Origin of the sequence: Corynebacterium sp. NML120713 (assembly GCF_001875735.1) — a bacterium.
In the GTDB taxonomy this organism is placed as follows: Bacteria; Actinomycetota; Actinomycetes; order Mycobacteriales; family Mycobacteriaceae; genus Corynebacterium; species Corynebacterium pseudogenitalium.
Genome location: NZ_MLCR01000013.1, coordinates 123,453 through 147,437, shown reverse-complemented (window position 1 = coordinate 147,437; position 23,985 = coordinate 123,453). Strand labels below are relative to the sequence as shown.

General features: G+C 62.3%; 27 protein-coding genes and 1 pseudogene. 15 read left to right on the top strand and 13 right to left on the bottom strand.

The window, feature by feature from the left end:
* Positions 1–2: 2 nt before the first annotated feature.
* Positions 3–284, bottom strand: a complete 282-nt coding sequence (locus tag BJP06_RS07035) for a type II toxin-antitoxin system RelE/ParE family toxin (protein ID WP_070362732.1) — start codon at positions 282–284, stop codon at positions 3–5.
* A gap of 493 nt (positions 285–777) precedes the next feature.
* Between BJP06_RS07035 and istA the strand changes: the two genes are divergently transcribed.
* Both istA and BJP06_RS07025 read left to right on the top strand, forming a co-directional pair.
* Complete coding sequence (istA, locus tag BJP06_RS07030; RefSeq protein ID WP_070362733.1) at positions 778–1,782, top strand: IS21 family transposase; 1,005 nt, start codon at positions 778–780, stop codon at positions 1,780–1,782.
* 94 nt (positions 1,783–1,876) lie between these two features.
* Positions 1,877–2,134 (top strand): annotated as a pseudogene (locus tag BJP06_RS07025) (transposase); the annotation flags it as partial.
* Between the two features lie 32 nt (positions 2,135–2,166).
* Here the strand turns inward: BJP06_RS07025 and BJP06_RS07020 are convergent.
* The 6 genes from BJP06_RS07020 to BJP06_RS06995 form a co-directional block, all read right to left on the bottom strand.
* Complete coding sequence (locus BJP06_RS07020; RefSeq protein ID WP_070362735.1) at positions 2,167–3,900, bottom strand: ABC transporter ATP-binding protein; 1,734 nt, start codon at positions 3,898–3,900, stop codon at positions 2,167–2,169.
* Positions 3,897–5,675, bottom strand: a complete 1,779-nt coding sequence (locus BJP06_RS07015; RefSeq protein ID WP_071573316.1) for an ABC transporter ATP-binding protein — start codon at positions 5,673–5,675, stop codon at positions 3,897–3,899. The genes BJP06_RS07020 and BJP06_RS07015 overlap by 4 nt, the downstream gene beginning before the upstream one ends.
* Positions 5,672–6,355 carry a trans-aconitate 2-methyltransferase gene (locus BJP06_RS07010; RefSeq protein WP_034668635.1) on the bottom strand — a complete coding sequence of 228 codons (684 nt, stop codon included), beginning with the start codon at positions 6,353–6,355 and terminating at the stop codon, positions 5,672–5,674. The genes BJP06_RS07015 and BJP06_RS07010 overlap by 4 nt, the downstream gene beginning before the upstream one ends.
* A 73-nt stretch (positions 6,356–6,428) precedes the next feature.
* Complete coding sequence (locus tag BJP06_RS07005; protein WP_070362737.1) at positions 6,429–7,166, bottom strand: ABC transporter permease; 738 nt, start codon at positions 7,164–7,166, stop codon at positions 6,429–6,431.
* The gene (locus tag BJP06_RS07000) at positions 7,163–7,915 is read right to left on the bottom strand and encodes an ABC transporter permease (RefSeq protein ID WP_071573315.1); all 753 of its coding nucleotides are present in this window, start codon (positions 7,913–7,915) and stop codon (positions 7,163–7,165) included. The genes BJP06_RS07005 and BJP06_RS07000 overlap by 4 nt, the downstream gene beginning before the upstream one ends.
* Positions 7,912–8,955, bottom strand: a complete 1,044-nt coding sequence (locus tag BJP06_RS06995; protein ID WP_034666007.1) for an ATP-binding cassette domain-containing protein — start codon at positions 8,953–8,955, stop codon at positions 7,912–7,914. The genes BJP06_RS07000 and BJP06_RS06995 overlap by 4 nt, the downstream gene beginning before the upstream one ends.
* A 65-nt stretch (positions 8,956–9,020) precedes the next feature.
* Between BJP06_RS06995 and BJP06_RS12125 the strand changes: the two genes are divergently transcribed.
* Positions 9,021–9,200, top strand: coding sequence for a hypothetical protein (locus BJP06_RS12125; RefSeq protein WP_177224281.1), 180 nt, complete (start codon positions 9,021–9,023; stop codon positions 9,198–9,200).
* Between the two features lie 153 nt (positions 9,201–9,353).
* On the top strand, positions 9,354–9,704 hold the full coding sequence (locus tag BJP06_RS06985) for a hypothetical protein (RefSeq protein WP_143110583.1): 351 nt from the start codon (positions 9,354–9,356) through the stop codon (positions 9,702–9,704).
* Here the strand turns inward: BJP06_RS06985 and BJP06_RS06980 are convergent.
* On the bottom strand, positions 9,701–11,347 hold the full coding sequence (locus BJP06_RS06980) for a cytochrome c biogenesis protein CcdA (RefSeq protein ID WP_071573313.1): 1,647 nt from the start codon (positions 11,345–11,347) through the stop codon (positions 9,701–9,703). The two genes, BJP06_RS06985 and BJP06_RS06980, sit on opposite strands and share 4 nt — an antisense overlap.
* Before the next feature lie 158 nt (positions 11,348–11,505).
* On the opposite strand from BJP06_RS06980, the gene BJP06_RS06975 reads away from it, so the two are divergent.
* The 3 genes from BJP06_RS06975 to BJP06_RS06965 are packed head-to-tail and all read left to right on the top strand — an operon-like array spanning position 11,506 to position 12,989.
* Positions 11,506–11,820, top strand: a complete 315-nt coding sequence (locus BJP06_RS06975) for a hypothetical protein (RefSeq protein ID WP_143110582.1) — start codon at positions 11,506–11,508, stop codon at positions 11,818–11,820.
* A 3-nt stretch (positions 11,821–11,823) separates the two neighbouring features.
* The gene (locus tag BJP06_RS06970; RefSeq protein WP_070362741.1) at positions 11,824–12,399 is read left to right on the top strand and encodes a sigma-70 family RNA polymerase sigma factor; all 576 of its coding nucleotides are present in this window, start codon (positions 11,824–11,826) and stop codon (positions 12,397–12,399) included.
* Positions 12,399–12,989 carry an anti-sigma factor gene (locus BJP06_RS06965; protein WP_070362742.1) on the top strand — a complete coding sequence of 197 codons (591 nt, stop codon included), beginning with the start codon at positions 12,399–12,401 and terminating at the stop codon, positions 12,987–12,989. The genes BJP06_RS06970 and BJP06_RS06965 overlap by 1 nt, the downstream gene beginning before the upstream one ends.
* Positions 12,990–13,056: 67 nt before the next feature.
* Here BJP06_RS06965 and BJP06_RS06960 read toward each other — a convergent pair whose 3' ends face one another.
* Positions 13,057–13,344 (bottom strand): chromate transporter, encoded by a 288-nt coding sequence (locus BJP06_RS06960; protein WP_070362743.1) that lies wholly within the window; start codon positions 13,342–13,344, stop codon positions 13,057–13,059.
* A gap of 68 nt (positions 13,345–13,412) precedes the next feature.
* A complete protein-coding gene (locus tag BJP06_RS06955) occupies positions 13,413–14,186 on the bottom strand; it encodes a MerR family transcriptional regulator (protein WP_070362744.1) in 774 nt (257 codons plus the stop codon).
* A 51-nt stretch (positions 14,187–14,237) separates the two neighbouring features.
* Between BJP06_RS06955 and BJP06_RS06950 the strand changes: the two genes are divergently transcribed.
* Together BJP06_RS06950 and BJP06_RS11930 are read left to right on the top strand one after the other, a co-directional pair.
* Positions 14,238–14,732 carry a DUF1707 domain-containing protein gene (locus BJP06_RS06950; protein ID WP_070362745.1) on the top strand — a complete coding sequence of 165 codons (495 nt, stop codon included), beginning with the start codon at positions 14,238–14,240 and terminating at the stop codon, positions 14,730–14,732.
* Between the two features lie 108 nt (positions 14,733–14,840).
* Positions 14,841–15,095: a hypothetical protein gene (locus BJP06_RS11930; protein WP_143110581.1), complete on the top strand. Its 255-nt coding sequence runs from the start codon at positions 14,841–14,843 to the stop codon at positions 15,093–15,095.
* On the opposite strand, the gene ychF is transcribed toward BJP06_RS11930, so the two are convergent.
* Positions 15,085–16,170, bottom strand: coding sequence for a redox-regulated ATPase YchF (gene ychF, locus BJP06_RS06945; RefSeq protein WP_071573312.1), 1,086 nt, complete (start codon positions 16,168–16,170; stop codon positions 15,085–15,087). The two genes, BJP06_RS11930 and ychF, sit on opposite strands and share 11 nt — an antisense overlap.
* A gap of 101 nt (positions 16,171–16,271) precedes the next feature.
* Between ychF and BJP06_RS06940 the strand changes: the two genes are divergently transcribed.
* Genes BJP06_RS06940 through BJP06_RS06930 form a run of 3 tightly spaced genes read left to right on the top strand, consistent with a single transcriptional unit; the run spans position 16,272 to position 19,423 of the window.
* Entirely contained in the window at positions 16,272–17,621 is a 1,350-nt protein-coding gene (locus tag BJP06_RS06940; RefSeq protein WP_071573311.1) for an AI-2E family transporter, read from the top strand.
* Positions 17,622–17,653: 32 nt separating this feature from the next.
* Positions 17,654–18,706 carry a DNA recombination protein RmuC gene (locus BJP06_RS06935; RefSeq protein ID WP_070976198.1) on the top strand — a complete coding sequence of 351 codons (1,053 nt, stop codon included), beginning with the start codon at positions 17,654–17,656 and terminating at the stop codon, positions 18,704–18,706.
* Between the two features lie 57 nt (positions 18,707–18,763).
* Positions 18,764–19,423 carry a DUF6542 domain-containing protein gene (locus BJP06_RS06930; protein WP_176754833.1) on the top strand — a complete coding sequence of 220 codons (660 nt, stop codon included), beginning with the start codon at positions 18,764–18,766 and terminating at the stop codon, positions 19,421–19,423.
* 18 nt (positions 19,424–19,441) lie between these two features.
* Here the strand turns inward: BJP06_RS06930 and BJP06_RS06925 are convergent, their stop codons facing one another.
* A complete protein-coding gene (locus BJP06_RS06925; RefSeq protein ID WP_070362749.1) occupies positions 19,442–20,401 on the bottom strand; it encodes a 4-hydroxy-3-methylbut-2-enyl diphosphate reductase in 960 nt (319 codons plus the stop codon).
* Between the two features lie 112 nt (positions 20,402–20,513).
* Between BJP06_RS06925 and xseA the strand changes: the two genes are divergently transcribed.
* Together xseA and BJP06_RS06915 are read left to right on the top strand one after the other, a co-directional pair.
* A complete protein-coding gene (gene xseA / locus BJP06_RS06920) occupies positions 20,514–21,776 on the top strand; it encodes an exodeoxyribonuclease VII large subunit (protein ID WP_070362750.1) in 1,263 nt (420 codons plus the stop codon).
* A gap of 46 nt (positions 21,777–21,822) precedes the next feature.
* The gene (locus BJP06_RS06915) at positions 21,823–22,095 is read left to right on the top strand and encodes an exodeoxyribonuclease VII small subunit (protein WP_070362751.1); all 273 of its coding nucleotides are present in this window, start codon (positions 21,823–21,825) and stop codon (positions 22,093–22,095) included.
* 16 nt (positions 22,096–22,111) lie between these two features.
* On the opposite strand, the gene BJP06_RS06910 is transcribed toward BJP06_RS06915, so the two are convergent.
* Positions 22,112–22,684, bottom strand: coding sequence for a DUF4245 domain-containing protein (locus BJP06_RS06910; protein WP_070362752.1), 573 nt, complete (start codon positions 22,682–22,684; stop codon positions 22,112–22,114).
* Positions 22,685–22,944: 260 nt separating this feature from the next.
* On the opposite strand from BJP06_RS06910, the gene glpX reads away from it, so the two are divergent.
* Positions 22,945–23,958 (top strand): class II fructose-bisphosphatase, encoded by a 1,014-nt coding sequence (gene glpX / locus BJP06_RS06905; RefSeq protein ID WP_070362753.1) that lies wholly within the window; start codon positions 22,945–22,947, stop codon positions 23,956–23,958.
* Positions 23,959–23,985 lie beyond the last annotated feature (27 nt).

Sequence of the window (23,985 nt, the reverse complement as noted above, 5' to 3'; positions counted from 1 at the left end):
TGTCAGTGGTAGTCAACGATCTCAACCTCCTCTGGCCCCGCGGCAGACCACCGAAAACAGATCCGCCACTGGTCGTTGATTCGAATGCTGAACTGACCCCGCCGATCACCTTTCAACGCCTCAAGCCGGTTCCCCGGGGGAATCCGTAACTCATCAACAGTCTGCGCGTACCCAAGCTGGCGAAGCTTGCGCAGCGCTACTGAGTGAATGCGGGAATCGATCGAGCGAACCCGCTCTCGATTCCACAAACGCTCAGTGTCTTTGTCAGCGAACGACTGGATCACGCTTCACCCTATCTCCCATAACGCGAAGCGTCAATAACGCTACACGTTAAATTTGAACTCGACGGCGTGTCGGCGCAAAGAAACCTTTTCGCGAAAGACAGTAAGTAAATCCAGAGAAGTACCGCAGGATGCGGTCATGGCGCTATCGCTCCCGGTGCCGTTTTGGTGTAGTTGGTACGGGGTGTCTGCGTAGTTGGTACTGGTTTTCCGTGTAGTTGGTACTGCTTTGGGGCAGGTTGGATTTCGGCGGCATCGCAATTCGGTGGTGCCGTGTCTGACCTGTTTTGAAGGAGGACGGCTAGATGGCCGACTTCAGAGTGTCAGCGCTCTTTGAAAAGTAGCCCAAAATGTTGCGACCGGCTATTTGGTAGCGGTGTGGTGACTTTCGGGTAGCGGTTTAGTGGGTATCCGGTAGCGGGGTTGGCGGTGGCGGGTGATGCTTTCGGGTGGTTGCACCACAGGGGTGTAGCCGGTTACCGGAAGGAGTCCGCTGATGACGGATTACCGGACGGTGATGAAGCTGCTTGTGCAGCAGCGTTCGTACCGCCAGATTGAACAACAGCTCGGGTGCTCGCACCGCGCGATTTCCCGGTCGAACCAGGTGCTTCGATCCCTCGGGATTCGCACCGTCGACCAGGTTTTGGCGCTGACGGATGATGAGCTCGACGAGTTATTCGTCGATGGGCGCAGCACCGGCCAGGGCGAATTCGTCCCCATCGATTTCGATGCGGTGGTCAAAGCCCGCACGGGGCGTGACAAGCAGACACTGCAAGTGCTGTGGGCGCGCTACACCACCACACCTGCTTTACCCGGCCAGCTCCATTACAGCTACGACCGGTTTCGCCAGTTGGTGGCGTCCCATGTCGACGCGGCCGGTTTGACCGCACGCATCACCCACACTCCGGGGCACACCATGCAGGTGGATTGGGCAGGCACCAAGATGCGCCTGTTCGACCCTGACGGCACACCGGGGATCAAGGTCAGCGTGTTTGTCGCCTCAATGCCGTATTCCGGGATGATTTTTGCCCTCGCGTGTCCGGATGAGCGCCAGCATTCCTGGCTTGATGCCCACCACCACGCGTTCGCCTACTTCGGGGGCGTGCCTGAGGTTGTGGTGCCGGATAATGCCTCGACTGCGTCGAACGCGATCAGCGCGGCGGATCGAAACCGCAAGGTCAACGACACCTACGAGCAGTTTTTGGAGCATTACAACGCCGCAGCACTGCCCACGAGGTCGAGACGGCCGAAAGACAAAGCCAATGTCGAAGCTGCAGTCAAGATCGTCACCCACAAGGTCATCCACGCACTCGATGGCCACCAGTGCGTCGATCTAGACGAGCTCAACTCGCGCATTAAACAGCTGGTTGACCAGATCAACCAGGCGGTGCCGTTTCGTCACCAGCAGTCAAGCCGCAGAGACATTTTTGATGCGCATGAAAAGCACCTTTTGACATCACTTCCCGATACCCCGTGGGTTGCGTCCCTTAGTGTGGTGTAACGCTTGCTGATGGTGGGCTTCGGAAATAGTGGGGCGGCCACCGTCAGTCAACCTTTCGACTCAACTACCACATCTCACCGAAAGGCACATGACGATGACCGCTGCACCGCATTCTATCGACCCAGCAACCTACTTGGACGATCTACTCGCCCAAGCCTCCCCTGACCTGATGCGGCAGATGCTGCAAGGGTTTATCAACCAGATCCTCTCCGCCCAGGCCGACACCGTCTGCAGCGCCGAATACGGCGTGGCTTCTGAACAGCGGGTCAACCACCGCAACGGGTACCGCCACCGCGAGCTCGACACCCGTGTCGGCACGATCGATGTGGCAGTACCGAAGCTGCGGCAGGGCGCCCGTGAGGGGCATCGACCAGATGATGAGGATCAGGCGCCCGGGGAGCCTCCCGTCCGGCACGTCCACGACTCGGCGTAGCGGCCGCCCTTCGCCAGCAATTCATCGTGCGTGCCCCGTTCTGCGACCGTCCCATCCTCCGAAAGCACGACGATGAGGTCGGCATCGCGGATGGTGTGCAGGCGATGGGCGACGACGATCACGGTGCGATCGCCGCGCAACGCTTCCATCGTGCCGACGATCGCCCGCTCAGTGGCCGCATCCAGCGAGGACGTCGGCTCGTCGAGAAGCACCACCGGGGAATCCTTCAGAAGCGCCCGGGCGATGGCGACGCGCTGCCGCTCGCCTCCCGACAGCAGCGTCCCCTCCTCCCCCACCGGGGTATCCCACCCGGAAGGCAGCAGCTCCACGATGCGGTCCACCCCGGATCGCCGGGCGGCCTCGCGCAAGCGGTCTCCGTCACCGGGCCTGGAACCGAATCCGGGGTCGGCGAAGACCACGTTGTCCCGCACGGACGCGTCGAAAAGGAACGTCTCCTGGAACACCGGGGTCACCAGCGAGTTCACGCCGTCGGTGCCGATCCGAGGCAAGGGCACCCCGCCGATGAGGATCTCCCCCGAGTCCGGATCATGAAAACGCGACAGCAGCCGCATGACCGTCGTCTTGCCCGCCCCCGACGGTCCCACTATGGCGACCAGCGCTCCCTGAGGTGCACGGAAGCTGACGCCGTCGAGAACCTTCTTATCCCCGTACCCGAAGCTCACGCCGCGGAACTCCACGTCATGCCCGTCGGGCAGCTCCGGTGCGGCAGGTTCGGGAAGGGCGGGGATTGCCCGCAGGTCACGCAACGCAGTCAACGTGTTGCGGCCCGCACCGAAACCGCCGGACAACGCTCCCGCGGTGGTGATCGGTTCGGTGAACTGGACGACCACGATGAGTATCGGCGTCAAATGCGCCGGCGCCATCCCGCCCGTCGCGGCGACTGCCACGGCGACGATCACCGCCGCCGTGAACACCGCATGGACGACCGAGCCCAACCGTCCGATGGCCGCGCCTTGCGTCGACGTCGCCTTCGCGAACGCATCGTGTTGGGCCTGGATCGCCTCATCCACCATCGCGTCCGCCGCCGAACCGTCGCCCGCGGCGCGAATCGCCTGCTGGCCGCGGGTGAACTCGATCAGCCTGCCGGAGACGGCAGCGACGGCGTCAGCATGCGCTTCGTCCGACTCCCCGCCGACCCGGCCAATGGCCCGGTAGGCGAAGAAGATCACCGGCGCCGACGCGACAAGAACCAAACCGACGCGCCAATCCACCGCCAGAATTCCGAGAGCGATGACGGTCGGCGTAACCACAGCGGCGATGACGGGCCGCAGGATCACGTGCGGCACGGACGCCGCGAACGCGATACCCGACGACGCCATCTCCGAGAAGCGGCCGGCCGTGGACTTGGTGACGTACCCGAGTGGCAACGTCAGCACGCGTTCGCCCAGGGAACGCAACAGGGACGACAGCACCGCTGCGGAATTCGCCCTGCCGACCGTCCCCGCGGCGAGGGACAACACCGCATGGGCGGCCGCGAGGCCGGCGATGACGCCGGTGAAACGCCACGCCGTCGCATCATCTCCCTCGGCCAGAGCCGACAGCAGCGGCAGCAGCGCGACGAACGCCGCTCCCTGGGCCAGCGCGGCAAGCGCGGCCAACGCAATGAGCCACACCAGCGTCATTCTCGAGCGCCGATCCGTCATCGACCACAAGTCCCGAATCATCGATTCCCCGCCTTTTCATCGTCTGCTTCAGTGCCCCGCGGGGCGGATGGTTCGTCGTCGAGCGCGAACGCGCGCCACAAATCCCGGTAGCGGCCACCGCGCGCAAGCAACTCGTCGTGGGTACCCGCCTCCGCGACCGCTCCCCCATCGAGAACGAGGATGCGGTCGGCGTTGCGGATCGTGCTCAATCTGTGCGCGATCACGATCACCGTCCGCGAACGGGCCAAACGCTCGATTGCGGACTGGATGAGGGCCTCGGAAGCCGGATCCGCGTAAGCGGTTGCCTCGTCGAAGATGAGCACCGGCGCGTCCGTAACAATCGACCTCGCGATGGCCACGCGCTGCGCCTCACCACCGGAAAAGGTTACGTCGACGTTGACCACCGAATCCAGGCCCTTCGGCAGCGCCGCGATGACCGTATCGAGGTTCGCGAGCTTCGCGGCCGCCATGATTTCGTCGTCGGTGGCGTCTCTCCTGGCCAGCCGGATGTTCTCCCGCAACGGCAGCGTGAACAACTGCGGATCTTGGAACACCACCGACACCGAGCGGTGCACGTCGCGCACGGCGATGTCGCGAAGATCGGCGCCGCCCAGCAGCACCGAGCCTTCAACGGGGTCGTGGAAACGCGCCAACAGCCGGGCGACGGTGGACTTTCCGGAACCGGAGGACCCCACCAGCGCAGTGAGGGTCCCTGGTTCGAACGTCGCGGACATCCCGTCGAGGACCCGCGGCCCATCCCCGTAGGAGAAGACCAGGTTCCGGACCTCGAGCGCGCCTCCGTGCACGGGCACCGGATCGGCGGGCTCGGCGATCGGCGGCGTGCCCAGCACCTCCGCGATGGACTTCAGGGCGGCGATCCCCGCGATGATGGGTTCGGAGTTCATAGCCACCCTCACGATCGCCGCGGAGAGTCCAAGGCCGAGAACCAGCCCGGCGACGAGACCCTCCGGTATGCCGCCCGCGGCGTCCCTCAAAGCGAGGCCGGCCCCGCACACCACTGCGAGGACTGTGGTCGGGGACGTCACCACGTCGATGAGCCCGAGATAGATGTTCGACTGCCGGGACCAGGCGGACCACGCGCGGACGAACGACAACGCCGCGGCATCGTAGCGACCCGCGCCCTGGCTGGCGCGTCCGAAGGACTTCATCACCGGGATACCGCGCACCAACTCGATGACCGCGGCCGTCACTCCTTCGGAGGCTCGCTCGTAGTCGCGCTGAAGACCGGCTCCGCGCGAAATCATCACGCCCATCAGGGCGAAGGTGACCAGCACCGGGACGACCGCCACCGCCGCGATCCGCCAATCCACCGCGACGAGCGCGATGAAGGAAAGCAGGGGAACCAGCACCGCCACCACGGTCTCACCGACGGTGTGGCCCATGAGCTGGTGGACAGCCGCGACGTCCTTCTCAACCGACTCGATGATTCCCGACGAGCGCCGGGCGTCCAGCCAGCCCAGCGGCAACTTCCGGATTTGGGCGACCAGCCGGCGCCGGAGGTGGAGCTGCAGGTCGTTATCCGCCCGGTGCGAGAGCATGCCGGCGGCGCCGTCCGCGGCCATGCGCACCGTTGCGGCGACGACGATGACAGCCACGGCCAACCACGTCCGATGCACCGGGGCCTCCGGGTACGTCATCGCGATGTCGATGATGCCGACCAGCGAAGCGACGGTAGCCACCGACGACAGGACGGATAACGCGACCACCGCACGCATCCGGGTCCGAATCGGGGCGAGCAGCGACCACGGGCCTACGGTCCCGTCCACGGCGCTCACTTCCCCGCCTCCCCGATTGCGCTTTTCTTCGCGAGAGTGCAGAAATACACCATGCCGGCGCGTGAGGCTCCGTCCAGCTTCAGCCCGTTGGCTTCGGCGAGGTCCTCGAGCTCGCTGCCCCGGAACACCCGGTGGCCCATCTTCGCCATGACGGCCATGTCGACCCGCTCGTTCACGTCGGGATCCTCGACGAACGTCTGCACGTAAGCGATGCCGCCGTCGGCGAGCAGCCCGGAGACCCTGCCGAGCGCGGCTCCCGCATCCTTCATTTGGTGGAGCGCGCCACACACCCAGATTTCACAGGCCCCGCCGGGCTCTCCCGCGAGCGGCGTGAGGATGTCGGCAACGTGGAATTCCGTCCGGGCCCCAAGCCCGTCGGCGGCGGCGCGTTCGCGGGCGATGCGGATCGCATTGGGCGACAGGTCGTAGCCGACGATGTTCGCCCTGCGATAGCGAGACTCAGCGGCGAGCGTGCGGGCGAGCCACCCGGTTCCGCAACCGAGGTCGAGGACCCGGGCCGGCGCATCCGGCCCGGGATCCAGCGCACGGAGCTTCCGGTACACGGCGGCGGCGTCCATCGGTTCGCGCGCATAGCGGCTTAGGAACCTCGGCTGGACCTTGTCCTCGTAGGCCGCGAGGAGCCTGCGGTTGTTCTGGACGATCTGGGCGATCGACTTCATCTGGTTCTGTCTCCGGGTGTGTGGGCCGCGTCCACGCGGCGGTTTCGGGTTAGATGCTCGGATTCGCGGGCCGTCATGCAGACTCCCCCGGCCTCGTTTTCACGGCGATGCCCCACGCCGCGAGCACGGCGATGCCTAAGAACCAGGCCGCGCAGACCACCAGACCCGCAGCCCCGGTACCGTTGACGGCCTCACCGGCCGCGGATACGGGGGTGTGCCCGGCGATTCCGCGCAGGAGGGGACGGAAGTGGTCGGCGGGCATGAGCACCGTATTGACGAACATCGCAACGATTATCAACGGGATAAGGGCCACGGATCCCTGGGGGCTGGTGATGGAGAACGCGATGTACGTGCCGGTGCATGCGGCCGCCGCGGCAACCATCGCGCCGGTCACCGTGATCCTCCACCACCAGGACACCTCCGGTGGGCCGTCGGAAAGCAAGGCGGCCACCGCCGCGACGACGGCCGTCATCGCCATGATCCGGATGAACTCGGCAATGATCCGTGCGGCCGGCACGGCCGCGTACGGCGCCGGCATGGTGATCAACCGCTCGTGGAAGCCATTGCTGCGTTCAACGAACACGGTGGATGATCCCGTGATGGCCAGGATGAACGCCCACGCCGTCACGACCAGGATGACCGCGTTCCGGAGTTCGAACTCTCCGGTGAGCTGCCTGACCAGGCCACCGAACATGCGGTTGACGATGAACAGGTACACGAGCGGAGCAATGAACGTCATGAACCAGAAGTCGGGGCGCCGCAGCCAAATGTGGGCGATGCGCCGCAGATGCACGAAGATGGCGCCAATCATGATTCGCTCCTCGAGGTGAACCGGCGGATGAACAGGACGATTCCGGCGACCGCCGCGACACCGAGCCACAGGGCGGCCTCTTCCCTGGCGCGATCCGGGAAGGCGTCCGGGGACGCCGCCCTAATCACCTCGATCACCGGCGAAAAAGGCATGTGGCGCACGACGTCGCGAAGGGAGCCGTCCAAAGCGGTCGCCGGAATGAACGCGGTGGAGAACATGAGCAGCAGCATTTCCAGCGCCTGGATCGATGAGGCCGTCGACACCGGGGCGGGCACCATCAGGATCACCCCGTCCGTGACCAGGGACAGGACCGCCGCGGCGAGCAGCGACCACAGGACAGTCCACGCGACGTCACCGACAGCCATGTCGAGGCCGCAGGCCCACGCGACGACCAGCAGCGCCGCGATCGACGCGGACATCCGCAGCACATCGGTGACGAGCCTGCCGGCGACATAGCCGCCTGTAGCCCCGGGCAACACGCGCACGCGGTCAACGAGCCCGGATTCGACGTCCTGTCCCACCGCCATCGCCGACGCCGCGGCGGTGAACATCGCCGCCTGGAACAGGCAGCCGCCGAGCACGAAACGCAGGTACCCGAAGCCGGATTGCTCCGCCGAGTACCCGAACACCGCGTACAGGCACAGCAGGAAGAGGGGCGGAACCACGAACATGGAGATCAGCGACGCGGTGTTGCGTCGCAACAGCAGCAGATCCCGACGGAGAAACGCCGCGACCGACGTCGCACTCATCGCGCCGCACCCCCTGCGTTCATCGATATGAACACCTCGTTGAGGGTGGGCGGCGACACGCTCAGCGAATCCGGCAACGCTTCCGAGGCCTCCATCGCCTGCGCCACCGCCTCGAGGACCCGCGGTCCGGGGTCGACGTCGAGGGACACCGACTTCCCCGCGACGCGGGCGCCGTCCAGGCACGTTCCCCCGAGGCAGCGGGCGAACGCCTCCGCCTCGGCGGCGGTGGCGAAGGACACGCGGAGCACGTGCGACCCGAAGGCGCGGCGCAATTCCTCCGGCGTTCCGCTGGCGACGATGCGGCGATCCTTGAGTAGATGGACGTGGTCTGCCAGCGCCTCCGCCTCTTCCAGGTACTGGGTGGTCAGCACCAGGGTCATTCCGTCGTCCCGCAGTTGCCGGATGAAGCCCCACAGCTCTTCGCGGCTGACCGGGTCCAGCCCCGTCGTGGGTTCGTCGAGGAACAGCAGCCTGGGCACGACGCACAGCGACGCGGCGATGTCGAGGCGGCGCCGCATGCCACCCGAATAGGCCGACGCCAGCGTCGAGGCACTGTCTGCGAGCGAGAATTGCGCGAGCAGTTCCGTCGCGCGGGCGGCCGCGGCGGCGCGGTCGAGTCCACGCAGCCGCCCGAAGAACTCCAGGTTCTCCCGGCCGGTGAGGTTCTCGTCGATCGCCGCGAATTGGCCGGTGGTGGCAATGTCAGCGCGCACGCCCGCCGGGTCCTCTTTCACGTCGCGCGAGAAGATGCTCACCTCGCCGGAGTCGGCGGTGATGAGCGTCGACAGGATTCGGATGAGGGTGGTCTTGCCTGCACCGTTGTGGCCGAGGAACGACACGATCGCCCCGGTGGGCACGGTGAAACTCACGCCGTCGAGCACATGCTTGCGCATCCGGGCACCGCGCTTTCCCTTGCGCCCGCCGTCCGGCGGGGCACCTGCCCCGCCTTCGGGCGGGGTGCCCGCTTTGCCCGCAATCGGGTAGCTCTTCGTGAGGTCGCGGACGACGATCGCCGCACCTCGTTCAGCTTGATCCGTCATCGTTTCCCCTTTTCTTTGGTATCGCAGTGGGCCGCTGTCGGCAGCGGCCCCGTGGTCGGGTTGTCATGTGGCACCTCGATATGGATGCCCGCATCGCGGGCGAAGGCGAGGACCGGTTCGAGGAGCCGGGGGTGGCCGACGAGATCCCGGCACCCCGGCGCGACCGGCTTCCCCGCGACCGCCACAACGGTGGCGGCAGCGTGTTGTCCTCTCAGACGATGACAGTCATTCTTACGTTAGGTTAGCTTAACCTCGCATGTGGGTCAAGTCCCGTCTCGTGCGTTTGATGGACATTGCTGAAACCGAGATCGCGCAAAACCAGCACACCATTGAGTGGCGAGTGGACGAAGACCAAGGATGGGCGTAAGAATCCGCAGGCGTTGTTAACAATCTTCTCGGTGAATCAGCCTGTAAATCCGGGGAGTCCCCGTACTCAGGGGACGATCACTATCCCGCTGGAGTGGGAGCAGAAGGCTTCTCCGGATAAGCGCTCTGGTAATGGCTCGAAACCGAAGGTGCGTGCTGAGCACCCCTCCATCGTCTTCGCGGCGCACGTGGAAACCGCTGTGGGCCTCGAGTTGCCCGCCGACTTTATTTCCCAGCTGGCCAGCGCCGTTCACGAGGTTGGCGGCCTGATGGTCCTCGACTGCGTTGCAGCCGGCACCAAGTGGACCTCCATCTCCGAGGGCTACGTCGACGGCACCGTCGCGCAGTTCTCCGAGGCGCTGGACAAGGTTGTCTCTGCCTAGCCGAAGGTCAACGAATACAGTTTCACGCCTGCCGTGGGCCGGATGCGCAGCACTCCCTCGGTGGGCGTGTCGCCTTTCACAAGGTCGAGGGTTCCATCTGCGACCGGGAACGACTTTTTCGCACCGTCCGGAAACTCGACCTCGATCTCGCCTTCACCCGAAACCACGAGCTGGACCCACTTGGCGAAGACGTTGATGTCCAGGTGTCCTCCACTGGTGGTCTGCACCGATTCCTCCTCGAGAATCCACGTCCCGTTCAGAGTGAACATGCCGCGCTCCGGGGCGGCCGGTTCACCGAAGTCGTGCTCGCCGTCGGTGTAACCGGGCTGCTTCGTGTACTCGGCGCGCGCAGTGCCGAGATAAGTTTCCGGGTTGCGGCCCTTTGTACCGCCTCCTGCTTCGCCGCCTTCGACCGGTTCGGGAAGGTCGACGTCGGGGTTGGCGTCGATAAGCAATTCACGCACGAGCTTTTCTGTCTCGGCGTAGCTTCCCTCCCCTTCCACGATCTGCCGGACGTTGCCGTGCTTGTCCACCAGGTAGCGGGCTGGCCAGTAGCGGTTGTTGAAATTCCTCCACGTAGCGAAGTCATTGTCCTGCGCCACCGGGTAGTGGATACCCTCCTTTTCTACGGCGTTGCGGACATTGCCCAGCTCGTGCTCGAAAGCGTACTCAGGGGAATGGACGCCGACGACGGTGAGACCGGAATCGCGATAAGTGTCGTAAAGCTTGGTGATGTGCTCCCCCGCACGCTGACAATTGATGCAGGCGTACGCCCAGAAATCAACGAGCATGACACCACCGTCCTGCGGGCTCAGCGGCTGGTCGGCGTTGATCCAGTTCGTCAGCCCCGCGAATTCCGGTGCCGGGCCACAATCCTGCAGCTGCGCGGGGTCGGCGCGGCGGCACGACTGCAGTGAACCGCTCCCAGTTGGGCCGACCTTGTTGAGAGCGTCATTGGCCAAGTCCGAATTCTCAAAACGGTTCGACAGCGACGACGTCCAATTCGGCAGCGCACGCTGGATCGTCGCCGGCGCGTCGAGAGCCAACGCCACAGTGAAGACCAAGATGAGCACGCCGATGGCCTTACGGTGGTGCCGCACCGCGTCTACCTTGTCACCGATCTTGTTGCCCGCCAGGGCGAACACGAACAGCGGCAGCGCGGACCCAATCGCGAACGCGACAGTGAGCACCACCGTGTTCCAACCGATCTGCCCAGTCGAGCCCGCCACCGTCACCGCTGCAAGCACCGGGCCCGCGCACGGAACGTACACCGCGCCAAGGGCCAGACCGATGAGAAAACCTCCCTTGCCGCGCGTTTTCTCCTGCAATGCCGTGGGGCGCGGAAGCGCGTCAAAGGGCTTCTGCAACACCTCCCCCACCGGCGGAAAAATCATTCCCAACCCCACCCATGCCAGCAACACCACTCCCGCCCAGCGCAACACCGACTGCGGCAAATGCAGCGCACTAAGCAGCAACGTACCCAGCAGCGCGATCGCGGCGAAGCTCACGACCAAACCTGCCACCACGTGCGACGGTTTACGCCCGACGCTGACACCCAGCACCACCGGCAACACCGGCAAAATGCACGGCGACAAAGCCGTGATCACACCTCCGATGAATCCGACAAGAATCACGCTGATCATGAGTTTCCTCTACTTTCCGGTTGCCTTTCCCACACCCAGCACTACGGAGTGAGCACCCGCACCGGATTGGTCCAATCCGCATCAGCCCGCGGCTCCGTAGTACTCAATAACGGGCCAGAAACACTGCGCCTGCGAACCGAAAAAGTGAAGGAGACACTATGTCTATCAACCGCGCAATCGCCAGCGTCAGCGCAATCGTCATCGCCGCCACCGGCCTCGTCGCATGCAACGACTCCGAGGAGAAGATGGAGGACAAGATGGACGGCTCCATGGCCCCGTCTTCCGAGGCGATGATGAGCGATTCCATGGCACCGTCCTCCGAAGCCATGATGAGCGATTCCATGGCCCCGTCTTCCGGGGCGATGATGAGCGATTCCATGGCCCCGTCCTCCGATGCCATGATGAGCGATTCCATGGCACCGTCCTCCGATGCCATGATGAGCGAAGACAAGATGATGGAAGAATCCAAGTAGCACATGACCCTGGTGTTAGATTTGGAATCTGTGGATCCTGACCGTCTCTTAGAAAGCGTGCGCGCGGGCGATAAAGTCGCCTTCGCCGAGCTTTACGACGTTCTGGCCCCACAGGTTCTCGGTCTCACCACCCACATCTTGCGTGACCGGGCCCAAGCGGAAGAGGTCACCCAAGAAGTCTTCGTGGAGGTATGGCAGAGCGCCCACACCTTCGACCCACACCGTGGCAGCGCCAAGTCATGGGTACTGCGGCTCGCCAAATCGCGAGCCATCGATCGGCTGCGGAGCTGGCGCAGCTCCCAAGCCCGCGACACCGACGATTTCAACAGTCAACTGACCAGATGGGTCGCTGCCGCTGAGGACGAAGCTCAACAGCGACTAGAGTCTGAGGAACTTCAAGAACTCATTGATTCAATCGGAGAGCCCCATCGAAGTGCGCTCATGCTCGCGTATTTTGGGGAACTCACCCATCAAGAAATCGCCGATGCCACTGGCGTCGCTCTCGGAACAGCCAAAACCCGGGTACGCGACGGGTTGCAAAAGCTTCGCAAGGCCGTGTCGTTGAAAGGAGGCCTGTGATGGATAAAGATATCGAGGACCTCTTCAATTCCGCGGCCACACCGGTCACCCCGCCACCGGAGCTCAAACGCTCAATCATGGAGCGTATCGACGCCACCGACCAGGTCGCTGACTTCGACACCGCGCGGAAGAACCGCTCCGGGCGACGTCTCACAACCGCCGCAGCAGCCGCCGTTGTGCTAATCGCCGGTGGCGGGTTCGCGGTCACCCAAATCACTGTCGACGAGTCACGCGAATCCGTGACAGCCCAAGGCGTCGAAGAAATGCACGCAATCATGGAGGCCGACGACGCGCGTCAAGGTCAGGCCGACGCGATGGGCGCGAGCCTCGACATCGTGATCAGCTCTGACATGGGCAAGGGCGGCGCCATGGTCAACGGCCAGCCAGCTCTCGACGACGGCATGGGGGCACAAGTGTGGGCAGTCATGGATGACGGCGCCGTGGAATCGGCTGGAGTCATCAGCCAGGAACCCCACGACGACGTGTGGATGCCGCTGCCCGGTGGAACTGCTTCAGTCCTCGTAACCGAGGAAGTCGCCGCCGGCGCGGCGCAACCCACCGGCGCGGTGCTGGCCAACGTGACGTTCTAGTCCCGGTTCCCTCCCTTGGCGCGCTTCAGCGCCGAGCACCGGGCGAGAGCGGAGTTCACAGCACAATCTAGCCGACCAGGGCCGCGCCGACGACGACCGCCCACGGCGGGACCTTCCACGAGGTGAGCGCGGCGTAGCAGACCACGGCGATGGACAGAGTGATCACGCCGGAAACCCCGGCGGTGAACACCGGGGTGTACAGCGCTGCGCCGAGAATGCCGACCACCGCGGCATTCGCTCCAGCCTGGGCGGCACCTGCGCGTGGCATCTGACGGATGCGCTCCCAGAACGGTATCGCGCCAAGTACCAAAAGCGCAGCGGGCAGGAAGATCGCGATGGTACTGGAGAGATTCACACAAGAAGGGTTCCAGTGACGGCACAGCGTTTACTCCAGCAAGAGTTGGAAGGATTACTGCTCCGTTTCTAACCCCACTGCGGGTTGTCCACGTCCACGCCTTCGGTCGCCGCGTGGGCGGTGACCAGCTCGAGCAGGTAGTCCTGCGCGCCGCCGTAGGCTTCGTGGAAGCGCGCGTCGTCAACGTACATGCGCGCGAGGATGAGCTGGCGAGCCGGGGTCGCCTCGTACCACTGGGCGATGCTTGCGCGGTGGCGCTCCACCAGTGCTTCGGCTTCCTCGGAGCCGGGGTCCACGCCGGAATCGCGTGCGGCGATCAGATCCGCGGCGAGCGCGTCCTGTTCTTCCTGCAGGCGTTTGAAGTCACCTTCGCCCATTTGGGCGAGCTTTTTCTGGGACTGCGCCCACTCCGGGGTATCACCCCAGCGCTGCTCAGCCTCCTCCTGGTAGGCGGGCATATCTTCGCCGAGGTACTTCTTCATTGCGTCCATGTCGATCGATCCTTTCGTTGCGTTGTCAATGAGGTGCTGGACAGATTTGAGTTGGGCGTCGAGCGTGCGCCGTCGAGACGCGAGTGCTTCTTGGTGGTGCTTGAGGGCGCGGGTGAGGGCGGCTCCGGAGGCGTCGAGAAGCTGCGCGATCTGCGCAAGCGGCACGCCGACTCCGCGGTAGAGGGCGATGGCCGCGCCGCGCTCGAGGTCCGCCTCGCTGTAAACACGGTGGCCGGCCCACGTGCGCGCGGGTGCGATGAGGCCGAGCGCCTCCCAGTGACGCAGCGCCTTGGTGGAAACGCCGAGGGCTTCTGCGGCCTCGCTGATTGTGTATTCGATACCATCTGCCATGGCTGCGATTGAACAGCTTGCCGCAAGGGCAAGTGCAAGTTGGGAGCGATAATGGACGAAATCCGCGTGGGCGACGCCGAGCGCTCGGACGCGCTGGACCGGCTGGGCACACTGCTCGCAGACGGCTACCTTGATGTGGCAGAGTTCGAAGAACGCACAGGTCAAGCCGCGGTTGCGCGCACTCGCGGGGAGCTTTCAATGCTTTTCGACGACCTCCCGGCCGAACCGGTCGCATTGGAAAAGCGGATCCCGTCCGAGGTCGAGCTGGATGAGAAACTCGCAGCGAAGCGGAAGATGGACACCGCAATCTACACCACCCTCATAGGCGGCTTAGCGGTATTTTTCGTGCTGCAGCTTGGGTTCGACCTGGACTACGCCTGGGTGGTGTATCCCGTGGTGGGCATACTCGTATTCGCTTGGTACGCCGTCTTCGACATCTCCGACGAGGAAGACAAGATCCTCGAGGAACTGCTGGAGAAGGAACGTTCCGATCGCGCCGAGCGGCTGAAACTCGCGGCCGAGCGCCGCAAAGAGCTTGGGAAATAGCAGGGAATTCCTGTGCCCGCCGGTTAGAGTGGGGGGCGCGGATGTGGAGTCTGCGGAGGTTGTTCGGCAGCGGCTACAACGAAAACGCGACAACCAGCACGCGAACCGGTGGCGATAGCCCCAAATCCCGTCGGTGACTCGCGTCGCCGCGTGGCGACCGCAGTCCACGACGAAGGCTGGGACGGCGTTCTTTGGGACGCTGCCACAGTCGAGGTTGAGTTTGTCGACGAGCTGCTCGCCCTCTTCCGCCGCCTCCACCTCGGATGTCGAGCTCGCCACGAGGCACCGGGACTCACTTGGGCCGTTACGCGAAATCCCGAAGACCACGGGTTTTGGCAGTCCCGAGGCGTGACTACACGTTGAACTTGAACTCCACCACGTCTCCGTCTTCCATGACATAGTCCTTACCTTCTTGACGCACCTTGCCGTTGGCGCGTGCTTCGGCCATGGACCCAAACTTGTCGAGGTCTTCGAAGCTGACGATTTCGGCCTTGATGAAGCCTTTCTCAAAGTCGGTGTGGATGACGCCCGCAGCCTTCGGTGCGGTATCGCCCTGGTGGATCGTCCAGGCTCGGGCCTCCTTCGGCCCAGCAGTAAGGTAGGTCTGCAAGCCGAGGGTTGCGAAGCCTGCCTTCGCGAGCGTTTCCAGTCCAGGTTCGTCCTGTCCAACGGAGGCGAGGAGTTCCGACACGTCCTCTTCATCTAGTTCGAGCAGCTCGGTCTCTGTTTGCGCGTCCAGGAAGACTGCCTCTGCCGGTGCGACAAGTTCTCGCAGCTCTTGTTTCCGGCCTTCGTCGGTGAGCACGGCTTCGTCGGAGTTGAATACGTAGAGGAATGGTTTCGCCGTCATGAGGTGCAGGTGGTGGAGCAAATCGAGGTCGATGTCCCCTGACTTTGCCGCGGCGAAGAGGGTGCGGTCGTCCTCAAGCACTGCCTGCGCCTTCTTGGCCTCCTCGGCCTCTGCTGCCACGTCCTTGCTCTTGCGGCCTTCCTTCTCCAGGCGCGGCAACGCTTTCTCGATCGTCTGCAGGTCAGCCAGGATCAGCTCGGTGTTAATGACTGCGATGTCAGATGCGGGATCGACTTTCCCGTCGACGTGAATGACATTGTCGTCAGCGAAGGCGCGAACGACTTGGCAAATGGCGTCTGCTTCACGAATGTTGGCAAGGAAGGCGTTGCCCATACCTTCGCCCTCGGACGCCCCCTTGACGATGCCAGCGATGTCAACGAACGACACCGTCGCGGGCAGGATGCGTTCGGATTCAAAGATCTCAGCTAAGCGCTTCAGGCGCGGGTCTGGCAGTTCAACCAACCCCACGTTCGGCTCGATGGTTGCGAACGGGTAGTTCGCAGCGAGCACATCATTCCGCGTCAACGCATTAAAAAGGGTTGACTTTCCGACATTGGGCAAACCGACGATTCCAAGTGTAAGACTCACGCTGGCCAATCCTAGCCCACCCATCGCGTTGCCGTCGAAAAGTTTGCAGCTCGCGGTCGGGTTACGTTTCTTTCTCCCTCGGATGGGGCACAATAGGTCGCGTGAGCACTCAGAAACCTCTCGACTACGACGCCAATCCGATTGATCGCGGCATTGTCTACCGCGCGTGGATCAAGTCCGCCGCGACGTTGACGCTGCGAGTCCTCATTGTCGCAGTGTTTTTGGCCGCGCTTGGCAAAGTGATCGGGATGTTTTGGGCAGGCATTCTTCCGGTTGTTCTTGCGCTCATCATCTGCACTGTGCTCGCGCCCGTTGCGGGCTGGCTGCGCCAGCATGGCATACCAGCTGGATTTGCGGCGCTCTTGACGTTGCTTGGCTTCTTTGGATTTCTCGGCTTTCTCGTCTCGTTGATTGCCCCGGACATTGCGGCGCACTCGAGGTTGCTCTATCTGCAAGCGCTCGAAGGTGTGCAGCGATTGCAGCTCTGGCTGCAGGGTCCACCGCTCAATGTCAACCCCGATGATCTTGATGAGGGCGTGAACGAGATTGCGCAGTGGCTCCAGAAGCAGGCCGGGGCAATCGCTGGCGGTGTATTCACGGGTATTGGCACTGCCGCAGGCCTGATTGTCACACTGTTTGTGGTGCTTGTCTTGACGTTCTTCTTTTTGAAGGATGGCCACAAGTTTTTGCCTTGGCTTCGCAGTGCTACCGGGGGTCGCGCAGGCCTTCATTTCACTGAGCTCTTCACTCGAGCGTGGGACACGCTTGGTGGTTTTATTCGCGCCCAAGCTGTTGTCTCGCTTGTCGACGCCATCTTCATCGGACTCGGCATTTACTTCGTGGGCGTCCCGATGGCGTTCACGCTCGCTGTGCTGACGTTCATCGCGGGGTTCATCCCGATTGTGGGTGCGGTTGTGGCAGGCGCGCTTGCCATTTTGGTCGCGTTGGTGTCGCTTGGCGTAACCCAAGCGTTGATTGTGTTTGCCATCGTCATTGTTGTCCAACAGCTGGAAGGCAATGTGCTCTCCCCGATGCTGCAGTCCCGTGCAATGAACTTGCATCCAGTGATCGTGCTGGTCTCCGTGACCGTAGGTGGTGGACTCTTCAACCTGATTGGTGCCTTCTTGGCAGTCCCCGTAGCTGCGATGATCGCGGTTTGCTACCGCTACGCGCTCGATATTGTGCGCATCCACTCAGGGGAAGTACGCCCGGAAGATCTTTCTTTCATCACCGAGGAAGGTCGTGCGATTGCTGAGCTGGAAAGCATCGAAAGCCAGCACAAGCGCGATGCGCTGCGCGAGGAAGATGAATGGGCAGCCACTGTCCCCTCGGAGGCTGCACAGGGAGAGTCCGCGGAGGAGGATCTTGATCAACCCGATCGCCGCTTCCGTCCACGGCACAAGCCCGACAAGTTAAAACAGGTGTTCGATCGACTGCGTCCTAACGCCTAGTTTTGTCCCGCTCATGTGCTCTACTAATGCACATGGACGCATCGACCGCACTGCTATTGATCTTTACGGGCCTCCTCGTTGGGGCCATCCTGGGCTTTTTTGGCGGCACGTTTTGGATGCAGCGTACCAACCCCCAACAGCACCCGCCTACTGATCTACGCCCGCTGGCACAGGCACTTCGTGACCTACAGGTTCGTCTCGAAGACATCGATAAAGAGCAAGCAGTAGCGCAGTCTGCCTTGGCAGGCCAAGTACAAGCAATTGCGCGCACCTCATCCAGGCTCGGGGACCGGACTGATCAGCTCATCACTGCACTGCGCTCACCGCAGGTCCGAGGCAGATGGGGCGAGGTGCAGCTGCAGCGCGTGGTAGAGCTGGGTGGGATGGTAGAGCACGTCGACTTTGACGCTCAGGCGTACATGCGTTTCGACGGCGCCTCGCTACGCCCGGACATGGTTATCCGGCTCACCCAGGATCGAAACATAATCGTCGACGCCAAGGTTCCGTTTTCTTCATACCTCGATGCGCTCAACACGGAAGACCCGGAAGAAAAGCAAGGCTACCTGCGTAGACACGCGCACCTGCTGCGAAGCCACGTCGATACGCTGTCCTCAAAGTCATACATAAAGGCATTTCAGCCCAGCCCGGAATTCGTCGTGATGTTTGTCCCAGCTGACCCATTCTTGGACGCCGGTCTCGCTATCGACCCGGAGCTGCTCGACTACGCTTTTGCCCGCAACGTCGTCATCGCGACCCCCACGACGCTGTTCGCACTGCTGCGCACGGTTGAACTTGGGTGGAGGCAAGATTCCATGAATCGGGAGGCGCAGACCATCCAGCGTCTTGGCGAAGAGCTGTACCGGCGTCTCGGCACGCTGACAGAGCACTACAACCGCGTCGGGAGCAGTCTTGAGAAGGCGGTCGAGTCGTACAACGCAACACTGGCGTCGCTCGACAGTCGGGTGATGGTCACCGCTCGTAAGCTCGAGGAACTAGGTGCAGCTGGGCACTCGTCGAGCGCGCCGGAGCTTCACCCTATCGATGCGCGACCGAGACTCCGCGACTCAGATTCGTCGAATTGTTAGCCCCTGGAGCGGGTCAAACTGGCAAGACTCGGGGGTAGGCCGGGTAGAATGCCCAGCGTGTCTCAAAACTCTCTCCGATCCCCGCGCTCTGGTACCGCCACCTTCCACGGTTTGCCTACCGTTTCCAGCATCGGCATTATCTTTGCTGCGCTGCTGACCGGCGTCGTCATCGCAACGTCGGCGGGATACATCGGATGGCCTCTGCTCGTACTGTTCAGCGTCGCGGTCATCGCCGTGACGACGCTGGTAGACCCGCGGGGTTTGTTCCTTACCGTCGCGGCTACCCCGCTTTTGTTCGTCATTGCGCTGCTTGGATTTGGACTGATTTCAGCACGCAATCAGCTCGGGGCCGCTGGTGCAGGCGGGAAAACCGCTATCCTTATGGTGCTTTACCCAGTAATCGAGCACTTCCCTATTCTCTTCACGGTGACTGCTGGTGCCCTGGTGATCGCCATCGTGCGCTACTGGCTGATCCAACGCCATAACGATGAAGTCCTGCGCCGGGAGCGAGCGCAGCGCCGCCGCATGAGCCAGTCGAACCGCAGGACCAATAGCGAGGGCCGTCGGGCCCGTGAGCGCAGCCAGGGTGGCATCACGGTCGATGAGCTGTTGAAGCGAACGAAGGCAGAACGCAGTCAGGCCCGCCCCCGTGGGGAGCGGGCCCGGCGAGTTGCCTCTCGCCTTGGCGAGGACCTGTACAAAAACGAAGATCGCTAGGCGAAGGCTAGACGAGCACTAGCTGCTACGGCGCGGCTGACGCAGATCCCGCGGCAGCGCGAACGTGATCGTCTCTACCGTAGTGGTGACTTCCTCTACATCGGTGTAACCGCGCGTCGCAAGCTCCGCGAGCAGCTCCTGAACCAGAATTTCCGGCACCGAAGCTCCCGATGTTACGCCAACGGTGTTGACACCCTCGAACCATTCGTCTTGTACTTGGTGGGCGTAGTCGATGAGGTATGCGTTGTTGGCACCAGCGTCGAGCGCTACTTCCACCAGGCGCTTCGAATTGGAAGAATTTTGCGAGCCGACCACAATAACGAGTTCCGTCTGCGGTGCGATCTTCTTCACTGCTACCTGACGGTTTTGCGTTGCGTAGCAGATGTCGTCGCTAGGCGGGTTTTCTAGATCTGGGTAGCGCTCGCGCAGCTTTTCAACGATCAGCATCGTTTCATCAACAGACAGGGTGGTCTGGGATAGCCACACTAGCTTCGTCCCCTCTGGGAAGTCGGGAAGGGCGTCGACACCCTCGACCCCGTCAACGAGGTGGGTGACCTCCGGGGCCTCACCTGCGGTACCTTCGACTTCCTCGTGGCCCTCGTGGCCGACAAGCAAGATCTGGTATCCGTGCTTGGCAAACCGCTTCACCTCGTTGTGCACCTTGGTCACGAGCGGGCACGAGGCGTCGAGCGCCAGCAAGTTGCGCCCGTCCGCTGCTTCGCGGACCGCGGGGGAAACTCCGTGCGCGGAAAAGACAAGGTGCGAGCCTTCGGGGACCTCGTCGGTTTCGTCAACGAATATGACGCCGCGCTTCTCTAGTGTTTCCACTACGTACTTGTTGTGGACGATCTCTTTTCGCACATAAATTGGGGCTCCGTATTTTTCCAGCGCCTTTTCTACAGTGACAACTGCACGATCCACACCTGCGCAGTAACCGCGAGGTGCTGCCAGAAGAACTTTTTTACCCTGATTTGTCATGGAACCGACCCTACCGAATCAACGTCTAAAACAGTAGGTACACATTCTTGTGGTGATCTATCTATGAAACAATGGCAGCGTATTCCATCGACACGCTGGGAAAGGAGCGGTGTTGACACAAGCACAAGGTGAGCGTTCAGCCTCACCAAGTAGCCCTGAACAGCCATGGCCAGTGGCAAAGTTGAATAAGTCGGTCAAGGGGTGGATTAACCGTCTGGGCCACTTGTGGGTTGAAGGCCAGCTCACGCAGGTGAATTACAAGCCGAGCTGGAAATTCTCCTATCTCACCCTCCGCGACACGCAGCAGGAAACGAGCGTGCAGCTTACGGTTTCCTCGGACTACTTAAGGAGCTTGCCGACGCCACCAAAGGACGGTGACCGCGTCGTCATCTACGGCAAGCCGGCCTTCTACGAGGGCCGCGGCTCCTTTTCGATGTGGACGACGCAGATTCGCCACGTCGGTATCGGTGAATTGCTCGCGAAGATTGAGCAGCTTCGGAAACAGCTTGCAAGTGAGGGTCTCTTTGACCGCGCCCGCAAACGGCCGATTCCCCTGCTCCCGAACACGATTGGCCTCATTACTGGTCGCGGCTCAGCCGCCGAGCGCGACGTGCTTTCCGTGGCGCAGAGCCGTTGGCCCGCGGTCCAATTCCGCGTGATCAACACCGCGGTACAGGGACCGAACGCGGTGCCTGAGGTCATTCAGGCCCTGCAGACGCTTGACGCGGACCCCAATGTTGAGGTCATCATCATTGCCCGTGGCGGAGGCTCGGTCGAGGACCTCCTTCCGTTTTCTGAGGAGGCGCTGCAGCGCGCTGTGGCTGCGGCGGGAACGCCGGTGGTATCCGCCATTGGGCACGAACCAGACAACCCGGTGCTCGACAACGTCGCTGACTTACGCGCGGCCACTCCAACCGACGCCGCTAAACGCGTCGTCATCGATGCCACCCAGGAGCTTGCGTTTCTGTCTGAGGCGCGCGCACGCAGCGCGCAGGCGCTGCGCACCTGGGTTTCCACCAAATCGGAAGAGATCCAGTACTGGCGCTCGCGTCCGGTGATGCAGAACCCGTTACTGGCAATTGAGCGTCGAAGCGAAGAGGTCTCACAGCAGGTTGCTTCGATGCGACGAGAGATCAGCCACCTGTTGGCGCGAGAAACGCAGCAGGTCGCTGCGCTCCGCTCACAAGTTTCGGCGTTAGGGCCAGCAGCAACTCTCGCGCGCGGATATTCCGTAGTACAAGTCCTCCCCCGCGACCATTCCGATCCTGAGGTTGTCACCAGCATCGAACAATCACCCCCCGGATCGCAGCTGCGCATCCGCGTCGCGGACGGTTCCATCACCGCAGCAGCAATGGGGACCACCCCCGCCGATTAAATCCACACAGCAATTTCACTAGCATCTAGCATCAAGGAGACAATCCATGTCCGAAAACACGTATGGCAATGGCCAACCCACCGACGCCGCATTCCCCGACCCCGCAACGCTTTCGTTCGAGCAAGCTAGGCAGCAACTCGTAGAAACAGTGAGGGTCCTCGAGCTCGGGCAAATGAGCCTTGACGAATCACTGAAGTATTGGGAGTACGGCGAGGGGCTCGCGAAGCGCTGCGAGCAGCTACTCGAGGGAGCATCAAAACGTGTCGAGGCCGCTATTCAGCAGCGCGACGCGACTGAGCAAACACCACAGTCGGAATAGCCTGCTGCCACGGCGTCTACTGCGCTGACAGCGGCTCGGTCGCGAGCGCAGTACGTATCAGTTCCTCAAACTCGGCGTCTGTTCCGGCACCTGTGACGGCGAATCGTGCGTCGCCAGCATCGATAACCCACAGTGGGCGAGTTTTCGCCTCGGTACCCTTGAATATCTCAATGCTGTGGCCATCGATCGTGTCCTGGCGGTCAAGCGTGCGCTGCTTTCCGTCGACCTCGGACTGGACCGTTTTGCTGTCCGCACCCGTTTGCGTCAGCTGGATGAAGCCACCATCGGGCGTGACCCACCCTACGACTGGAGCTGGCTGCTGAGCGATCATGCTTCGCCGCGCGGAGTTCGTCACCCAACCTGTTGGCATTTGAGGGTAGCGCACCGGAAAATCGACTCCGCGAGCCTCAAGGCCAAGGAACGTCTTCGCATCGACTTCTTGCACAGGCCCATTTTCGGGCTTACCGGGATTGAACGTGCACAGCCCGGTCGCACCAACGGCAATGATCATGACGACCACGATCAAGATGACGTTGATGAGCATGTCTCTGCCGTCTTGGAAAATGCGAGGTTTGTTTTCTTGAGCCACGCGCTCCAGTATGACATGGATTCCTGATACCCCCGAATTTGTCTTTTACCCCCGCGCGTTGGCTTTTTACGCAGGAAGTCCCCAGTTCAGACACCACTATTCGCAGCATTGCCCTATTTTAGGTGTAGAAACGACGGTTCATGTCTGGCAAAAGTGCCATGATAGAGGTGTGCCAGACCGCAGTGGTATGGCTTTGCAACGCGGCATGATGTCGATGTTGTCACAACTAAAACTAGTTTGCCGCAGGAGGGCACTGTTTCATGTCTGAACAAACTTCTGAAAACTTCCCTGACCGTAACCTTGCAATGGAGCTCGTGCGCGTTACCGAGGCTGCTGCGCTTGCCTCTGGCCGCTGGGTAGGTCGCGGGATGAAAAATGAAGGTGACGGCGCCGCAGTCGACGCCATGCGCAAGATGATCAACTCCGTCACGATGGACGGCGTCATCGTCATTGGCGAGGGCGAAAAGGACGAGGCGCCGATGTTGTTTAACGGCGAAAGTGTCGGCAACGGTTTTGGCGCACAGGTTGATCTGGCGGTTGACCCAGTCGACGGCACGCGCCTGATGGCGGAAGGTCGCCCGAATGCTATTTCGGTTATCGCGGCTGCCGACCGTGGTTCCATGTTCAACCCGCAGGACGCGTTCTACATGAACAAGATTGCAGTCGGCCCTGAGGCTGTCGGGGTCATCGATATTACGAAGTCCGTCGAGTTCAACATTAAGGCAGTGGCAGAAGCCAAGGGAGTCGGCGTTGGTAACGTGACTGTGGTGGTACTCGACCGCCCACGTCACAACAAGCTGGTTGCGGAGATTCGCAAGGCTGGTGCCAAGGTACGTTTCATTATGGACGGAGACGTTGCTGGTGCCATCGCTGCTGCCCAGAACACCAACTCCATTGACATGGCGATGGGCATCGGTGGCACACCGGAGGGGGTTATCACGGCGTGTGCATTGAAGTGCCTTGGTGGTGAGATCCAGGGCCAGCTCGCACCGCAGTCCGATGAAGAGCGCGAACGCGTGCTGGCAGCGGGCCACGATCTCGACCGTGTGCTTGGCCTCGACGACTTGGTGGCCTCCGATAACTGCTACTTCGCGGCTACCGGTGTCACCAACGGCGACATGCTGCGCGGCGTCTCCTACCGTAAGAATGGCGCTACCACCCGTTCGTTGGTAATGCGCTCGAAGTCTGGCACCGTCCGCTACGTGGAGTCCCTCCACCAGCTGCCGAAGCTTCAGGAGTACTCGGTGATCGATTACTCCGGCCCGATCAAGTAATTCAAAGCGTCGATTTTCTGTAAGTAT

What these genes read in the sequence shown, in the direction of transcription:
- istA (WP_070362733.1), top strand. Translation starts at nt 778, where the DNA reads ATGACGGATTACCGGACGGTGATGAAGCTGCTTGTGCAGCAGCGTTCG.
- BJP06_RS07020 (WP_070362735.1), bottom strand. Translation starts at nt 3,900, where the DNA reads ATGATTCGGGACTTGTGGTCGATGACGGATCGGCGCTCGAGAATGACG.
- BJP06_RS07010 (WP_034668635.1), bottom strand. Translation starts at nt 6,355, where the DNA reads ATGAAGTCGATCGCCCAGATCGTCCAGAACAACCGCAGGCTCCTCGCG.
- BJP06_RS07005 (WP_070362737.1), bottom strand. Translation starts at nt 7,166, where the DNA reads ATGATTGGCGCCATCTTCGTGCATCTGCGGCGCATCGCCCACATTTGG.
- BJP06_RS07000 (WP_071573315.1), bottom strand. Translation starts at nt 7,915, where the DNA reads ATGAGTGCGACGTCGGTCGCGGCGTTTCTCCGTCGGGATCTGCTGCTG.
- BJP06_RS06995 (WP_034666007.1), bottom strand. Translation starts at nt 8,955, where the DNA reads ATGACGGATCAAGCTGAACGAGGTGCGGCGATCGTCGTCCGCGACCTC.
- BJP06_RS12125 (WP_177224281.1), top strand. Translation starts at nt 9,021, where the DNA reads ATGTGGCACCTCGATATGGATGCCCGCATCGCGGGCGAAGGCGAGGAC.
- BJP06_RS06980 (WP_071573313.1), bottom strand. Translation starts at nt 11,347, where the DNA reads ATGATCAGCGTGATTCTTGTCGGATTCATCGGAGGTGTGATCACGGCT.
- BJP06_RS06975 (WP_143110582.1), top strand. Translation starts at nt 11,506, where the DNA reads ATGTCTATCAACCGCGCAATCGCCAGCGTCAGCGCAATCGTCATCGCC.
- BJP06_RS06970 (WP_070362741.1), top strand. Translation starts at nt 11,824, where the DNA reads ATGACCCTGGTGTTAGATTTGGAATCTGTGGATCCTGACCGTCTCTTA.
- BJP06_RS06965 (WP_070362742.1), top strand. Translation starts at nt 12,399, where the DNA reads ATGGATAAAGATATCGAGGACCTCTTCAATTCCGCGGCCACACCGGTC.
- BJP06_RS06955 (WP_070362744.1), bottom strand. Translation starts at nt 14,186, where the DNA reads ATGGCAGATGGTATCGAATACACAATCAGCGAGGCCGCAGAAGCCCTC.
- BJP06_RS06950 (WP_070362745.1), top strand. Translation starts at nt 14,238, where the DNA reads ATGGACGAAATCCGCGTGGGCGACGCCGAGCGCTCGGACGCGCTGGAC.
- BJP06_RS06935 (WP_070976198.1), top strand. Translation starts at nt 17,654, where the DNA reads ATGGACGCATCGACCGCACTGCTATTGATCTTTACGGGCCTCCTCGTT.
- BJP06_RS06925 (WP_070362749.1), bottom strand. Translation starts at nt 20,401, where the DNA reads ATGACAAATCAGGGTAAAAAAGTTCTTCTGGCAGCACCTCGCGGTTAC.
- BJP06_RS06915 (WP_070362751.1), top strand. Translation starts at nt 21,823, where the DNA reads ATGTCCGAAAACACGTATGGCAATGGCCAACCCACCGACGCCGCATTC.
- glpX (WP_070362753.1), top strand. Translation starts at nt 22,945, where the DNA reads ATGTCTGAACAAACTTCTGAAAACTTCCCTGACCGTAACCTTGCAATG.